Origin of the sequence: Haloarcula sp. CBA1127 (assembly GCF_001485575.1) — an archaeon.
Taxonomy (GTDB): Archaea; Halobacteriota; Halobacteria; order Halobacteriales; family Haloarculaceae; genus Haloarcula.
In genome coordinates this window covers 2,770,169-2,785,836 of sequence record NZ_BCNB01000006.1, presented here as the reverse complement: position 1 = coordinate 2,785,836, position 15,668 = coordinate 2,770,169, and the positions used below count along the sequence as shown (strand labels likewise).

Genomic DNA, 15,668 nt, shown 5'->3' with positions numbered 1-15,668 from the left:
GTCGCCCCTGTATGCGTGTCGCGGTCGTTGCCATGGAGACGAGTCAGTACCGGGACACAGTGGGCCGGACCCGGCTGGAGCGGGTGGCTACCGAACTCGCCGCTGCCGGCCACGACGTGACCGTGTTCTGTTCGCAGTGGTGGCCGGGGTTCGATAATCAGCGCGAGCGCGACGGCGTCACGTACCGCGCCGTCACCGTCTCGCCGACTGTCCCTTCTTTCTGTGTCCGCCTGCCGGCCATGCTCGCGCGATTCCGACCGGATGTCGTCCACGTTCACCCGACGCCGTCGTCGGTCGCGCTCGCGGCCAAGACCGGCGCAACGCTTTCACGCGCACCGCTTTTGACGGAGTGGTTCGGGGACGAGGACGTCCCCGAAAACCGCCGGACTAGCCTTGCGCTTCAGGCGTCGGACTGTCTCATCACCCCCTCTGAACTCGTCCGTACGCGGGTCCGAGAGCGGGGGGCGACGGCGGACCAGACCACGATACTCCCACAGAGCATCGACATGGATCTCGTTAGAGAGGCCGATGCCGGCGAGGAGATCGACGTGGTGTACGCCCACCGACTGGACGGCAGTGCGAACGTCGAGTCGCTGCTGCTCGGGCTGGCAGAACTCAGGCAGAAGGGTTGGTCGGCGACGATCATCGGTGACGGGCCGGAACGAGCGCACTACGAACAGGAGGCGGCCGACCTCCGTATCGACGACCGCGTGACCTTCGCCGGCGCGTGCGACACCGAAGAGCGCGTCTCGATTTACAAGGGTGCGCACGTGTTTGTCCAGACAGCGTTCCGGGAATGCTTCGCCACGGACCTCCTCTGGGCGATGGCCTGTGGCTGTATCGGCATCGTGGAGTACCAGGCCGAGTCGTCGGCCCACGAACTCATCGAGCAGCGCGACCGTGCGTTCCGAGTGACGAACCCGCAGGAAATCGCCGACAAAATCGCCGAATCGGCCGGCTTCGAGCGCCGGAGAGTCGACGAGTCCTGCGCCGAGTTCGACCATGCGCAGGTCCGGGCGAGGTACGAGGACCGCTACGAGAAGCAAATCGAGGATACCGGCCTTTTGTAATCGGCACGAGGCTCAGACGCGCTGAGGATGGGGACAAATCGCCACCAGTCAGTACGGGATGACGCGGAAGCCTTCTGGAAGCACCAGCCCGAACACGAGGAACAGCGCGGCCGCGATACCCGCCGCCATGAGGGCGTAGGGTGCCTGACTCCTGACGTGGACCATGTGGTCGCTCCCGCTGGTCGACGACGCGAGAACAGTCGTGTCGCTGATTGGCGAGGTGTGGTCACCGAAGATGCCACCGCTGAACACCGCGCCGAGGACCAGCGGGAGGTTCGCGCCCGTCGAGAATGCCAGCGGGATGGCGATGGGGAACATGATGCCGTAGGTCGACCACGATGACCCATCGGAGAAGCTGACGAAGGAGGTTACGAGGAAGACGCCCACCGGAATGATGAACGCCGGCACGCCGCCAAAGACGTTCGTCACGAACGACGAGACGCCGAGTATCGTCACCGCGTTCTGGATGGAACTGGCGAACATCAGGATGACGGCCGCAAGGAGGATGCCCTTGAAGCCGACCATCATCGCGTCGGTGGCGTCGTCGTTCGACGGGATGTCGCCCTTCCAGCGATACAGCAGGAAGCCGACGATGAGTGCTGAGAACGAGGCGAGACCGAGCTGGACGCCGCCGATATTAAACGCCCAAGGACCGCTCGGCGGCGTGATTAGCTGCCAACTGCCGAGCTGGAGCAGTGTAGCCCCCATCCCTTCCTTCCCCTTGACGTAGATGACGGGGCTGGCCCGCCAGAACATCGCGCCGAGGCCGACGACAATCATCGTGAGGATCGGCCAGGCGAAGTTCCGCCAGTCCGGCGTGGCGGTTTCGGACACCTCGTATTCGTCCATCTCCGCGGAAATCATCGGGTCAGCGTCGTCGCCGACGACCTTCCCTTCGTTTCTCGCTCGGGACTCTTCGGTCCCCATCCCGTAGATGTTTGGCACGACTTGCCACGCGACGAGGCCAGCGAGGCCGAGCGCGATCCACGAGTAGAAGCCGGTAAACAGCGTGTTGAAAAACAGCGGCCAGACGGCGCCGGTCGCCGCGGTGACCTGCTCGCCGCCGGTGTTCACGAAGTTTGTCATCCCGGACGGCAGCGTTCCCTGACGCTGTGCCTCGACGAGGCCACCTCCGATGAAGCCAACCATCGCAGCGCCCCACGTCGAGTAGAACGCAAGTCGGGACGCTGGTGACCCCGCTGAGTCGACGTAGTAGGCCAGTTTGGCCCGTGACACGTCGAACTTGTCCGTCAGCGGCCGCATCATCGAGCCGACCACGAGGCAGTTGAAGTAGTCGTCAATGTGGATTGCGATACCCGCCAGAAACGCGGCTTTTTCCGCGTCTGCGGCGGAGTCGGCTCGCGCCACCAGCGCCTCCAGCACGCCCTGAATCGCCCCGGCTCGGATCATCAGTCCGATCAGCCCGCCGATGGCGAAGATGGCGAGCAGGACGTTCTTGACGTACCACTCTCCGAACAGCGGGGCCGTGGCGATGATCTCCGGAACGAGCTTCAGCCCAAAGATGCCGCCAAGCACGATGCCACCGACGCCGACTGTCCAGGGACTGCCGTCCTCGGCCTGTGGCTGGACGGTCGCCACCTCACCGCCAGCGGTGATCAGGTCCGACGGGACCCCCACTGCCTGTGGGTGTAATGCGCCGACAAGCACGCCTGTGATGACGATACCTACGAACAGCCCGATAAGCGCGTCTCGGGTGTACCAGGCGAGACCGATGGCGACGAGCGCTGGAACAATCGACCACGGTCCAGCCGCGATTCCCTCAACCATGCCGGCAGGTCTAGGTGGCGCTATATTAAGGTATGTATTCACACCCACATCAGAGATGGTCCAGACGAAACCCGTTTGAGCGTCGGCCCCCTCCATTCGGTAGTGACAGACGAGGAGCCAGCCGACCGAGACGACGAATCTGACTCCACCCCGGAACTCGAACTCGACGCCGTCTACGACGCCATCGACGCCGTCGGCCGTCCGCATCTGACGGCGACGGAATTCTCCCGCAAAACGGACCTGACGCCCGACGAGGCACGGGCGGCACTGGAGCGGCTCGCCGACGACGGCGACATCGAGCGCCAGGACGTGTCCGAGGTCGAGTCCGTGTGGTATCCGACGGACATCGCCGAGGTGACCGACCGCGAGCGTGTGGTCCTGTTTCCCGACCGCCGAGAGGTCGTCGTCGAACACCCCGACCAGTTCACGCGAGCACAGCTCTCGCAGTTCGCCCGCTTGCAGGACACCAACCGCTCGGGCGGCTACGTGTACGAACTCCGCGAGGAGGACATCTGGGCCGCGCCCCACGAGTCCTTAGACGACCTTCTGACGACGATGCGGGACGTGCTGGGCGAGCGCTCGCCCCACCTCGAAGAGTGGGTGACGAGCCAGTGGGAACGCGCCCGGAAATTCCGCCTGAAGACCCACGAGGACGGGTATGTCGTACTCGAAGCCGACAGCGATGACCTGATGGGCAACGTCGCCCGGCCGAAACTCGACGACGACCACCTCCGAGCCCCTATCTCCGACTCGGAGTCGTGGGTCAACGAGGACGCCACCGCCGAAATCAAGCGGACGCTGTACGAGGCAGGCTATCCGGTCCGTGACGACCGCGACCTCGAAACGGGTGACGCCATCGACATGGACCTTCGCCTGCGCCTGCGAGACTACCAGCAGGACTGGGTGGAGCGGTTCACGGAACAGGGCTCGGGCGTGTTCGTCGGCCCGCCCGGGTCGGGCAAGACCGTCGCCGCGATGGGTGCGATGGCCGCTATCAGCGGCGAAACGCTGATTCTCGTCCCCTCGCGGGAACTTGCGACTCAGTGGCACGACGAACTGGTCAGACACACCTCGCTGACCGACGACGACATCGGCGAGTACCACGGCGGCGAGAAGTCTATCCGCCCCGTTACCATCGCCACCTACCGAACCGCGGGAATGGACCGGCACCGGAAGCTGTTCGACCAGCGCAAGTGGGGCCTCATCGTCTTCGACGAGGTCCACCACGTCCCCTCGCCGATTCACCGCCGGAGCGCGGACCTCCAGACCAAACACCGGTTGGGATTGACCGCCACGCCGACCAGAGAGAGCGACGACGAAGAGGAGATATTCACGCTCATCGGCCCGCCAATCGGGACGGACTGGGGCAAACTGTTCGACGAGGGCTACGTCGCCGAACCGGAGGTCGAAATCCGTCTCGTGCCGTGGGGGAACGAAACGGAACAGTCCGAGTACAGTTCGACGTCGGGCCACGACCGCCGACAGGCCGCCGCCAGCAACACCGGGAAAATCGACGAGATACGCTACGCGCTAGCCGAGAATCCCGCCGCGAAGGCGCTGGTGTTCATCGAGTACCTCGACCAGGGTGAGGCCATCAGCGAGGCCATCGATGCGCCGTTTATCAGCGGCGAGACGCCACACGCCCGCCGGGAGAAGCTGTTCGACGAGTTCCGCCGCGGCGAACTGACCACGCTGGTCGTCTCCCGCGTCGGCGATGAGGGTATCGATCTGCCGGACGCCGAACTCGCTCTCGTCGCTTCCGGACTGGGTGGGTCCCGTAGACAGGGCGCACAGCGGGCCGGGCGGACGATGCGCCCTGCCGGCGACGCCCGGATGGTCATTCTCGCGACGCGAGGGACGACCGAGGAAGACTTTGTTCGCCGGCAGATGCGCCACCTCGCTTCGAAGGGCATCCGCGTAACCGAGACGGAGGCCGAGGCCGTCGAGCCGCCAGCCAAGACGGAGTGAGCAGGCGAGGGGCTACGCTCGCGCCCGGAAAAACGCGAACACCCCACCGAGTTCGTCGTCGACGGTCTCGATGTCGGTGACGGAGAAGCCGGCCTCGGTCAGTAACTCGCGATTGCGCTTGCGGCCGTGGAAGCTCCAGGCCATCTCGGTCCCGGTCTCCAGCCAGTCCTCGTTGTTGCCTTCCCATTGTTCGTTGCCCAGCGCGGCCAGTAGTCGACCGCCCGGTTTGAGCACGCGCTCGAACTCGGCGAAGACGGCGGCGTGTTCCGCTCGCGGAACGTGGATGACCGCGTGCAGTGAGACAATCGCATCAAACGTGTCTGCCGGAAACGGTAGCGCTGCCAGATCCCCCTGACAGAGCCGCGGTCCGGGGACCCGCTCGCGCGCCGTTCGTAGCTGCTCGCGAGAGATATCCAACCCCGTGACAGTGTGGTCGGCTGCGAGAACGTCCATCGCGGGCGTCCCAGCGCCACAGCCGGCATCGAGGACCCGACTCTCGGCGGGCAGACGGTCCGCGAGGTCCGCGACCAGACCGCGCTCGCGACCCTCGCCGTCACGCTCGGCCGCGTAGGTTGCGGCGATATCGTCGTAGCCCTCGCGGACGATGTCGCGTCGGTTCATACGCGGTGCTCTCGACTGTCCGGAATAGGTTTTTGGGTGGTGTGTGAGCGGGGACACTCCGGGCTCGTCCCCGCATACGCGGCTGGCCGGCGATTGAACTTCCGTCGTATAATCGAAGTTACGCCGTATCTGTGTCGAGTCGACGCGCGGTTTCGGCCACGTCCTGAATCTTCTCCGTCTGCTGTTCGTTCGTCGCTGCGAGGTCGTCGAGCTGTGCCGACATATCGTCAATGCCGCTCGACAGTTCGTCGATCATGCTGGCGACCTCCTCGGTCGACGCCGCCTGGTCGTCGGTCGCGGCCGATACTTCCTGTATTCCCTGTGATGCCTCGTTGACTGCCGAAACAATCTCTTCGAGTTGTTCGGCCGCCGTCTCGACCTGATCGATGCCCTCAGTCACCTGCTCGGTCACAGTTTCGAGGCTCTCGACGGCGTCGACGGTCTCGTCCTGAATCTCCGTGACGGTGTCTTCGATCTGGTTCGCGTGTTCCTGTGAGTCCCCGGCGAGCGTTTTGATTTCGTCGGCGACGACGGCGAACCCGTCGCCCGCTTCCCCGGCGCGGGCAGCCTCGATGGAGGCGTTCAGCGCAAGCATATTGGTCTGGTCCGCGATGTCGTTTATCACTTCGACGATGTCGTCGATCTCGTCGGCCTGTTCCTGTAAGCCCGCGATGTCAGCCGACACCGTATCGACGGCGTCGTCGACATCGTTCATCATGGCCGCGGCCTGCTGTGCGGCTTCGTTCCCGCGTTCAGCTTTCTGCTCGGCCGATGTGCTGGTACTCGCGACTTCCTCGGCGGTCGAGGCGATCTCTTCGATTGTCGCGCTCATATCCGCGACCTCGCCCGCCACTTCGTCCATCGACTCGGACTGACTCTCGGCGGCGGCGTTGATCTGCTTGTTCGTCTGGGCGACCGCCTCGGCGGAGGTGCTCAGTTCGTCGATAGGCTCCTGCAGTCCGCTTTCGACGTCTTGCATCAGCGTTTGCTGGTCATCGATTGCCGATTCCAGACGCTGGCTGTACGAGTCGATGTAGGTGTCCATCGCGACCTGCTGGTCGAGGTTCAACAGTTTGAACACTGACAGCGCCCGCGACTGCATTTCTTCGAGCGCCTCGTCCCGGGCATCGTCGCCCGATTGCAGGTCTTCGACGATTGTCCGCAGGAAGTGTTCGAAATAGATGGTGTAGGCCCCGAGATAGATCTTCGGGCCGAGGTCGAGCATGTCGTGAATCTTCCCGATACGGGCCCTGTTCTCGAAGTACTGTTTGTCGTAGGTCCCGGCAACGAGGTCCCGGAGGTACTGTGACTGCGTGTTTTTCAGTTGGTCGACTGACTTGGTTGACCGCCCAAAAATCTCGACAGTCTCGTCGAACGACTGCAGATGCTCATAGAAATCGTCGACGACAGATTCCGCCCGGGCGTTCGTCTCATCTGCCATCGCGGTGAGATTATCGACATCAGACTCGTCGAATCCGGTGAACTCCTTCCGCCAGCGTATCTCCCCGGCGTCCAGTCCGATACGATCGGTCAGTGTCCCGCCGTCGACGCCAGACCTATCAGATTCAGTGATACGTTCCCGAGAGCCCGTACTCTCGCTCTGGAATGCCATGCCGAGAGTCAAACCACACTGGGGTTATATGTTCGCCCCTAATTCTCACCATTGAGAAATATAAAAATGGTGGCCAAATATTCGGGGTTGACGGTCACGTCTGTCGATTATCCGGCCGCCTGTTTAGCAGTCTGAATCAGTCCGTGAACTTCTGTGGATCACGGGCCGCCTCGGCCACGCGAACGGCGGCAACGTTCTCCGGGACGTCGTGGACGCGAACGATGTCGGCCCCCCGTTCGGCTGCCAGCGTTGTCCCGGCGATGGTCGCTTCCAGACAGTCGCCCGCCTCCTGGCCGACCAGCCCAAACAGCGACTTGTGAGAGTGTCCAACCAGAATCGGGCAGCCGAGTGCCTCGAACTCCGGGAGGCGGTCGAGCAGTTCGAAATCTTCTGTGGGCGATTTCCCGAAGCCGGTGCCCGGGTCGACGATAATCTGGTCGCGGTTGAGCCCGGCCTTCTCCGCGAGCAGAACGCGCTCGGTCAACTGGTCGATGCAGTCCTGCACCACGTCGTCGTAGTGGATGTCGCTGTCCGGGTCGACTGGCGTCTCGATGGAGTGCATCACGACCACCGGTACGTCGTACTCGGCGGCGACGAGGCGCATCTCCGGGTCTTCGAGCCCGGACACGTCGTTCAGGATGTCCGCGCCGGCATCGAGTGCCGCTCGCGCGACAGGGGCCTTCCGCGTGTCGACGGAAATGGCGACGTCCAGCTCCGAGAGCGCCTCGATAACCGGGACGACGCGGTCAATTTCCTCCTCGACCGGGACTGGTTCGGCACCGGGGCGAGTCGACTCCCCGCCGATATCGAGGATGTCCGCACCGGCCTCGACCATCTGCTCGGCGCGGGCGACGGCGTCCTCGACGGCGTTATACTCGCCGCCGTCGTGGAAGGAGTCCGGCGTGATATTGCAGATGCCCATGACGGCTGTCCCGTCGTCCCAGGGATACGTCGTCGATGTGTCGGGCTCTGGCTGCTGGATAGACAGCGCCGACCGCAGTTCGTCGGCGAACGATGCGAGCCCGTAGGGCTGGCCGTCGAGTTTCCCGGCAAGCCGCCTGTACTGAGCCATCGTCGCCATCGTGACCACATCGAGTGACTCCTCGTCCTGACTGCTCAAGCCGGAAATCGCACATTCCCCGCCCAGCGACAGCAGTTCCTCCTTGAGGTACTGAGCCTGTCGCGGCTGGACACGGGTACGCAGGACGCGGTGGACGCCCTTTCCTCGCATCCGCTGGGTCCCGGCCGCGGTGACGTGGGCGCTCTCGATGGCCTCGCGGGCTTCGGCCAGCGAGTCGACCTGTTTGGGGACCAGCGAGCGCGACCAGTTGGTTCGGGCCTCTCGTACGGCGTACAGCGATCCCACCACGAGGACCGCATCGCCGGACTCAGCGGCGTCGAGTGCGATGTCGAGCGCCCCTGCAACGTCGCTGCGCGTCTCGACCGCCGCGTCGGTCGCGTTCTCCACTGCGGTCGCGACAACGTGGTGGGACTCCGCCCGGTCGACGTTCGGCCGGCAAGCGACGACGTGGTCCGGGTCCGGCAGCGCCGCGGCGATACGTTCGTGGTCCTTGTCCACCATCGCGCCGATGACAACGTGGAGGTCGTCGTAGTCGAACGACGACAGCGTCTCCGCGGTGCGCTCGATGCTTCCGGGGTTATGAGCCCCATCGAGGACAACCAGCGGCGACTCGTTCATCACCTCGAACCGACCGGGCCAGTGGGCGTTTCGCAGACCGCGTTCGAGTTCTGTCTGTGAGATGTCCGCGACTTGCTGGCACAGTGTGGCTGCGATTCCGGCGTTCTGTGCCTGGTGTGCGCCAAGCAGCGGGAGGTGGGTATCGACGCGCCAGTCGGGACCGTCGACCGAGACTGCCCCTTCCAGCCCCTCGCGGCCGCCGTACGTGGCCGTCACATCGGCGTCGTCGCCCTCGCCGACAGTCACAACGTCGTCGGCGACCTCGCGGACAGCGGCCAGCGCGTCGCCGGTCGTCCCGGTCACAAGCGGCGTGTCTTCGGGGGCGACGTGGGCCTTGTCGTGGGCGATTTCCTCGACGGTGTCGCCGAGGATGTGGGTGTGTTCGAGTGTCACGGACGTGACGGCGCTGGCCTCCGGGTCGACCACGCTTGTGGCGTCGTATCGGCCGCCGATACCGACTTCCAGCACCGCGACGTCGACGTCCTGACGGTCGAACTCCCACAGCGCCAGCGCGGTCATCGTCTCGAAGAAGGTGGGTGAGTCGTTGGCCGCGCCCTGTTCGGTCACGTACGTCCGGACCGATTCGACGAATTCGACGAGGGCGGCCTCGGAGAGTTTCCGGCCGTTGATACGGATCCGCTCGCGAACGTCGTCGAGATGCGGCGAGGTGTACAGTCCGACATCGAGGCCGGCTTCCCGTAATGTTCGTTCGACCATCCGCGCGGTGGACCCTTTTCCGTTGGACCCCGCAATCTGGACGCAGCGAAGCCCCTCATGTGGGTCACCAAGCGACGATAGCAGGTCCTGCGTGGCATCAGTACCGGCTCGCGGGGCGAACCGGCGCAACTCGAAGAGGAAGTTCGCGGCCTCGTGGAACTCCATGGTCGGGCTATCGGAGCCGTTCGCTTTAGCCTGTCGGACTGTTGCGTGTCTCCGGCGTGAAGACGCCTCGAACAGCCCGCTTCCCTAACTATCAGGGTGTCAGACAGCTCTTCACAAGGTATTGATTTCAGTCAATGTAGCCTGAATTGACCGCACAATCGAGCGTGCGTACTGTCCGGATGGCCGTGAACGGTCCCACTACTTTGTGAGGGCCTATCCTTCGAAACAGGCCACTGGGTTCCCGTCTGCCCAGGGGTCAGGATCCAGTGCATCGATCCCCTCGAAATTGTGCAGCGTCGTTCTGGCCCGGACGACCCGTGTCGAATCAACATAGTACGTGACATACTGGGTAATGTAATCGAACTCCGGGCCATAGTGAAAAGTTCCGGAGCCAATGTACTGCAGTCGGACGACGACCGAATCAGAGGGGCCCGCGGCGACCCACGAGTTCTGGATGGAGATGTCGAACCGCGTCAGGTAGGTATCGAGCTCGCCGTCAGTCGTCACGTCGGTGTTCGCTCTCATCTTGGCGTTCTGCCGGTAGGCCAATTCGAACGTGGTGGCATACTCCACCGCAGCCTCGCCCGCTAGTTCCGATGGCGGTCGTCCTGGATACTCGCGGGGTGCAAGCGCCCCCTCGCGGTTGACCGGCTCGGCTATCGGTCGCGAAACGGCTTCACAGGACACTTCCGGGGGCTTCTCCGGAATCTCAGCGGCCCATCCAGCGGTCGCCGTCGGTGTCTCTGTCTGCGTATCTGTGCCTGCTGGGGTTTCTGTCTGCATATCTGTGTCGCTTGGAGTCTCGTTTGCGGCAGTATCATCGAAAGCAAGACACCCAGCTGACGAAAGGGCTGTACCACTGATTCCGAGTGCCTTCACGAGGCCACGACGCGTGATAGTCATTGAACACGTGACAGTTCCGTCTCCGATAATAAATGGTTTCACGATGGTCAAACACGGATTTGAGCGACATCGCTGATTGGTGTGGAAACAAGATTGGCCCATTCTGCGTGGGGCAGCTCGGGAGAAATCAGGCCCAGTTGACCAGTTGAGAGACGCATCTCAATAGTCAGCGCTCCGCTGACTACACACTCTGTATTGAGCGGGCGGGGGAGAGCAGAACGAGTATGCGAACCGTTGTATGACACCCTCTAACTATAGTAGTCATTGAAAATCATTGCACACCCGATCGCGGGATGGCACTGCGATCGGTGTGTCAATCGTTCCAGTTGTTACTATAGTGCCACTGCCTCCCGGCGACAACTACGCCTGGTCGCTCCGGTCACGCGTGGCCCACCGACCGAGCGCGCTCGACAGAATCAGGAACGCGGCACCCAGCAGCGGTGCCGGGTCGATCTTCGCCCCCGGACGCTCGTCCGCGTCCGTCTCAGTGGGCTCCGGCTCCGCTTGCTCCAGAGTGTCCATCTCGGTCGCCGACCCGGCAACGCTGGCCGGTTCGGTGTCTCCACTGCTGTCCTGCTGTCGGTACCCGGACTCTGTCTGTGGTCTCTCTCCGGCCAGCGCAGTTTCCTCCGCCTCTGGAGTCTGCGTGTCCTTGGTCTCTTCTACCGCTGCTGGTGGCTCGAACTCCGTGTCGGTCGGCGACGGCGTGTCAACGGCTGACCCGGCCGGTGATGCTGTCGCATCCGGGCCTTCCGTGTCCCATTCCGACGCGTACTCGTCGGTACTATCGACATCGGTTTCGTCAGCGTTGCGGCGACGGTACCACCAGAGGCCGACCGTAGCCCCGCCGAGCGCGATGAGAGACAGCCCCGTGCCGAGCAGCCCCCACTGTCGCCACAGCGACCCGAGGCGGTTCATGAGACTGGGACCGGAATCCTCCGTTTCAGCCAGCCCTGCTGGTCCCGATGATGGGACAGCAGCGTCGTCGTCGACAACAGCGACGCCGGGAACAGCGTCAAGCACCGAGGCGACGGCGTCCCGCTCCACCTCGACTTCGAGAAACGTGGGTATGTCCATATCTGACCTGTCGTCGGGCGCGTATGTAAAACCCGCTCAGTATTATTCCCGGGCCGGCTCGTACTCGGTGTCGGTTGTCGTGGTCCGCGACAGTTCGGTCTCGATATCCGCGTCGTCCTGTAGTTCAGTCTCCGGGGCCTCTTCTTCGCCGAGAAGCGCCTGCAGTTCCCGCTCGTACTCGGCTTCGGAGAGTTCTCCCTCGACGTACCGGCGCGTCAACGCCTCGTGTCGCTCCTCGATTGTCGGCTCCGGCGGTGCGAACACGTCCGAGAGGCCGAGCGAGGCCAGCGGTGGCACGACGGATTCCAGACGGTCGAGCCCACCAGCGACGCGCTGGCTCTTCGGTACCGACGCCCGCCGGGCCAGCGCACGGACCAGCGCGACCGAGAAGACGATATCGACGCCCACGAGCAAAAATGTGCCAAGCAAGAACCCGGCGAAGGTCTGGATGACTGCGCCGCCGCCGAGAAGCGCCCCGACCGTCGCGACGACACCGACGATTCCCAGCCCGACAGTCCCCAGCGTCGTCAGAACGACGGCGGCAAACAGAAGCAGGAGTCGGTTATCTCTCACCCAGTTCACACCAACGATAGCCGGAGGGCGTTGAAATGGTTTGTGTCAGCGCTCGTTCTCTCGCGACTCCGGATCGCTTCGGGGAATTTCGTCGGTCGCCGGCACGTACGAGCGGCCCGAGGCGGACCACCCGCCCCAGATCCACTCCCGGATGGTGAGCTGGCGCTTAGACCCCTGATCCCGCGCCGTTTCGAGCCGCCGTTCGGTCGTATGGAAGTAGTTGACGACGGTCACGAGGACGACGCCGCCGACGGAATTGCCGAGAAGTACTGGGAGAACGAACTGCCAGAGACCAACAGACAGCGCCAGTTCACCGATGAACACCAGGTAGAACATCTCCGTCGCGGAGACGACGACGTGGTAGAGGTTCCCAAACGGGATCGCCAGAAAGGCGATGTAGATCAACATAAGCCGAGAGATACTGTCCCGCAACGAGTAGTCGACCCAAACGACGCCGGCGACGATGAGGCCGGCGAACACCGCCTTCGAGAACAGCGTTAGCTGTGACGTTGCGATAGCTTTCTGTGCGAAGCCGGCGGCGGCCGCCGCCGCGTCGTCGGAAAGAACGTCGGTCGTCGCCAGTGCGAGCGCGCCGAGCATCCCACCAAAGACGTTCGAAATCAGGACGACACCCCAGATGCGAAGCAAGGAGGGGAGGCTCGCCAGCCGTTCGAGGACGAGCGCGACCGGCGGGAGCGTGTTTTCGGTGTAGAGCTGATAGTCCCCGAGAATGATGAAAACAAACCCGAGCGGATACAGGAGTGCGCTCAATATCGGGTCGCCACCGGTTTTCGCGTACAGCGACGCGTACAGCATGAACGTCACGGTGATAGCGAACCCGCCAGCGATCCCGGCGAAGAACAGCTCGCGGGTCCCAACTGTTACCTCCTCGTCTGCCGCGACAATGATGCGCTGGAATATCTCGTCGGCGGAGAACCGGTCCCGGATGACACTCCCACCCGCCGGCGCACCGCTTCGAGAGACGTCCACAGCGTCGCGGACAGCCTCCTCCCTGTCTTCATTATCTGCCATCGGTCCGCTGATTCGGTATCCGGTGTCAAACTTCTTTGGTTGTTGCTAGTAGCGCCGTAGAGAAGCCCGCAGTCAGCGTGTCTGAACTTCGATAGGTTGCTGCACTCTATCGATTCAGACACCCTTCGCTGTTGCTCAGTCGTGTCTGAACGACCGCTGGCCGGTGAACACCATCGCGATGTCGTGTTCGTCCGCGGCCTCGATGACGCTTTCGTCGTTCTTCGAGCCGCCGGGCTGGATGACCGCCTCGATACCGGCGTCGGCGGCCTCCTCGATACCGTCCGGGAATGGGAAGAAGGCGTCCGAGGCCATCACAGCGCCCTCGGCGTCTTTCCCTTCGGCGTGTTCATCGGCTTTCATCGCGGCCAGCCGGACGGCGTCGACCCGGGACACTTGCCCCATCCCGATGCCGACCGTTTCCGTCCCGTCGGCGAAGAGGATGCCGTTGGACTTGACGTGTTTGAGCGTGTGCCAGGCGAACAGCATCGACTCGATCTGCTCGTCGGTCGGCTCGCGCTCGGTGACGACTTCGAGGTCGTCGGCCGAGAGGTGCTGAGTGTCCCGTTCCTGAACGAGTCGGCCCCCGACGAGGGGCTTCTCGGTCAGGCTGTCGGTGACCTCGAAGTTCTCGCTTACGTCTAGCACGCGGAGATTGTCCTTCTCGAACAGCACGTCGAGCGCGGCGTCGGTGTAACCGGGCGCGACGACGACCTCCTTGAAGGAGTCGATAATCTGCTCGGCGGTGGCGGCGTCACACTCGCGGTTCAGCGCGACGATGCCGCCGAAAGCGCTCATCGGGTCCGTCGACAGCGCCTTCTCGTAGGCGTCGGCCACGGAGTCGGCGGTCGCACAGCCGGCCGGGTTGGTGTGTTTGATGACCGCGGCGGCGGGCTCCTCGAACTCCTTGATGAGATTTAGCGCGCCGTCGGCGTCGTTGTAGTTGTTGTACGACAGCGCCTTTGCGCCCTCGTTTAGCTGGTCGGCGTGGACGACGCTGGCCTCCGAGACGGTCGTGTCGGTGTACAGCGCGGCGTTCTGATGGGGATTCTCCCCATAGCGCAGACTCGATGCAAGGTCATCCGAGACGATGCGGCGGGCAGGGAAGTCCCCGCCCTCGTCGCCGTCTACCGAGACCGTCCCTTCATCCCAGTCGACGGTGACGCGGTCCTCGGCGAACCACTCGATGACGCGCGGGTAGGCGGTGAACTCGCCTTCATAGAGCACGCGCTCTTTGAGGCTGTCCTCGTCGTCGCCCTCGAAGACGGGAATCGGTTCCTGCGTGACGATGGGGCCGCCGTCGACGCTCTCGTCAAGGACGTGGACCGTACAGCCCGTCACCTTCACGCCGGCGTCGAGGACCTGCTCGTGGGCGTTCGCCCCGGTGAAATTCGGCAGGAGACTCGGATGGACGTTCAACGCGGTCGGTGTCCCTTCGAGGAACGTCTCGCTGAGGACGCGCATGTAGCCGTCCAGCGTGACGAGGTCGAAGTCGTACTCCGAAAGGGCGTCGAGAACGCGCTCCTCGTGGGTCTCGCGCGATTCGTCCGCGTCGCGCTCGACGACTTCGGTCGGGATGCCGCGTTCGGCGGCTGCTTCGAGTACCGGCGCATCTGCGTCGTTAGTCAGAACGACGGCGAACTCCGCCCCGCCCGGGGCGCGGTCCGCGATGTTCATGAGATTTCGGCCGCGGTTACTGGCCATACCGGCGAGTTTCATGTGGGACTGACCGACCGGACCGTGCAAAGTTGTTGCGAAACCCCCGGCTGGCCTGTTGTGTGCGACCACGCCACACTATTTATGTCTGTGTTGTCGGCGTGTACCGGTTCGGTGCGCATTTGTAGCCCGCCGCCAACTCGCCCGTATGGCGAAGCTACGGTGTCAGCGCGCGGGTGCGGTCGCCGCCGTCGGTGGTGTCGTCTGGGTCGGCTGGGCCGTGGCGCTGTCCGTGACCGGTCAGACCGAAATGAGTACCCCCATCCTCGCCGGAACCGCCCTCTCCGCACTCGGCGTCGTAGCTGGTCACTATGCCATCGAGGATTTCTACGGCGCGCGGATGAAGCGGCCAGGGACCATCGGCGCGTGGGCCGGCGGCCTCGGTGGTCTCGTCTTCGCAGTTGGACAACTGGTTCGCTTCCTCACCGATGGTGGCGAGGCGGTCATCGGAATCGGTGTGCTCGTGCTGGTCAGCGGATCATTGCTGGTCGCCGCTGGCCTCGTCAGGACACGTATCCAGCCGCCGTGGCTGGGCGTGTTGCTGGGAGCCGGGACCATTGCGTTTCTCGGGTTCGGGATCCAGCCAGCGACGGCGACTGTTTACGGCCTCGCGTGGGCTGCACTCGGTCAGGATCTCTACCGCTTCGACCCGCCAGACGGCCGCTTCGGCGACGCCGAGGCCGACTACGGCTGGCTGACCTGAGGATTGACCGCCAGCGGGACCATCTTC

Annotated in this window: 12 protein-coding genes; 3 read left to right on the top strand and 9 right to left on the bottom strand. The window is 63.8% G+C overall.

Annotated features, from left to right (window positions below):
- Window positions 1-11 precede the first annotated feature (11 nt).
- Window positions 12-1,070, top strand: a complete 1,059-nt coding sequence (locus AV059_RS18510) for a glycosyltransferase (protein ID WP_058996879.1) — start codon at window positions 12-14, stop codon at window positions 1,068-1,070.
- Window positions 1,071-1,118: 48 nt separating this feature from the next.
- Here the strand turns inward: AV059_RS18510 and AV059_RS18505 are convergent, their stop codons facing one another.
- A complete protein-coding gene (locus AV059_RS18505) occupies window positions 1,119-2,858 on the bottom strand; it encodes a Na+/H+ antiporter NhaC family protein (protein WP_058996877.1) in 1,740 nt (579 codons plus the stop codon).
- A gap of 102 nt (window positions 2,859-2,960) precedes the next feature.
- Here AV059_RS18505 and AV059_RS18500 point away from each other — a divergent pair, with 102 nt between their 5' ends.
- The gene (locus tag AV059_RS18500; protein ID WP_058996876.1) at window positions 2,961-4,826 is read left to right on the top strand and encodes a DEAD/DEAH box helicase; all 1,866 of its coding nucleotides are present in this window, start codon (window positions 2,961-2,963) and stop codon (window positions 4,824-4,826) included.
- A gap of 12 nt (window positions 4,827-4,838) precedes the next feature.
- Here the strand turns inward: AV059_RS18500 and AV059_RS18495 are convergent, their stop codons facing one another.
- From AV059_RS18495 to purH, 8 genes are all read right to left on the bottom strand, one after another.
- Entirely contained in the window at window positions 4,839-5,447 is a 609-nt protein-coding gene (locus tag AV059_RS18495) for a class I SAM-dependent methyltransferase (protein ID WP_058996874.1), read from the bottom strand.
- 118 nt (window positions 5,448-5,565) lie between these two features.
- Window positions 5,566-7,059 (bottom strand): globin-coupled sensor protein, encoded by a 1,494-nt coding sequence (locus AV059_RS18490; protein WP_058996872.1) that lies wholly within the window; start codon window positions 7,057-7,059, stop codon window positions 5,566-5,568.
- Window positions 7,060-7,195: 136 nt separating this feature from the next.
- Window positions 7,196-9,640, bottom strand: a complete 2,445-nt coding sequence (gene folP, locus AV059_RS18485) for a dihydropteroate synthase (protein WP_058996870.1) — start codon at window positions 9,638-9,640, stop codon at window positions 7,196-7,198.
- Between the two features lie 213 nt (window positions 9,641-9,853).
- Window positions 9,854-10,543: a hypothetical protein gene (locus tag AV059_RS18480; protein WP_058996868.1), complete on the bottom strand. Its 690-nt coding sequence runs from the start codon at window positions 10,541-10,543 to the stop codon at window positions 9,854-9,856.
- 360 nt (window positions 10,544-10,903) lie between these two features.
- Window positions 10,904-11,620 (bottom strand): hypothetical protein, encoded by a 717-nt coding sequence (locus tag AV059_RS18475; protein WP_058996866.1) that lies wholly within the window; start codon window positions 11,618-11,620, stop codon window positions 10,904-10,906.
- Between the two features lie 42 nt (window positions 11,621-11,662).
- Complete coding sequence (locus AV059_RS18470) at window positions 11,663-12,202, bottom strand: hypothetical protein (protein ID WP_058996863.1); 540 nt, start codon at window positions 12,200-12,202, stop codon at window positions 11,663-11,665.
- A gap of 36 nt (window positions 12,203-12,238) precedes the next feature.
- Complete coding sequence (locus AV059_RS18465) at window positions 12,239-13,225, bottom strand: formate/nitrite transporter family protein (RefSeq protein WP_058996862.1); 987 nt, start codon at window positions 13,223-13,225, stop codon at window positions 12,239-12,241.
- A gap of 135 nt (window positions 13,226-13,360) precedes the next feature.
- A complete protein-coding gene (gene purH / locus AV059_RS18460) occupies window positions 13,361-14,941 on the bottom strand; it encodes a bifunctional phosphoribosylaminoimidazolecarboxamide formyltransferase/IMP cyclohydrolase (protein ID WP_058996860.1) in 1,581 nt (526 codons plus the stop codon).
- Window positions 14,942-15,086: 145 nt separating this feature from the next.
- Between purH and AV059_RS18455 the strand changes: the two genes are divergently transcribed.
- Window positions 15,087-15,641: a hypothetical protein gene (locus AV059_RS18455; protein WP_058996858.1), complete on the top strand. Its 555-nt coding sequence runs from the start codon at window positions 15,087-15,089 to the stop codon at window positions 15,639-15,641.
- Window positions 15,642-15,668 lie beyond the last annotated feature (27 nt).